Raw genomic sequence first — 234 nt, 5'->3', positions numbered from 1 at the left:
CACGCGAAGATCGCGGCCTTCGTGCTCTCGGCCGCGCTCGCCGGACTCGCGGGCGCGCTGCTCGCGGCGCAGAGCGGCACGGTCGGCGGCCAGCGCTTCGGCGAAGGTTATGCATGGGCCGATTCGCTCGCGGTGCTCAGCATGGCCGTGCTCTCGGGCGCAGGCTATCTGTTCGGCGGCGTGCTCGCGGGCGTGTTCGCGCCGGGCGGCGCGCTCGCGCAACTGCTCTCGTTC

The 234-nt window shown here is 73.5% G+C and carries 1 pseudogene; it reads left to right on the top strand.

Annotation, left to right across the window (positions count from 1 at the left end):
* Positions 1–234, top strand: a pseudogene (locus SB786_RS37770) (hypothetical protein); the annotation flags it as partial.

Source organism: Burkholderia sp. SIMBA_062, assembly GCF_046534765.1.
In the GTDB taxonomy this organism is placed as follows: domain Bacteria; phylum Pseudomonadota; class Gammaproteobacteria; order Burkholderiales; family Burkholderiaceae; genus Burkholderia; species Burkholderia ambifaria.
The sequence above is the reverse complement of the archived record's forward strand: the minus strand, read 5'-3'. Positions and strand labels throughout refer to the sequence as shown.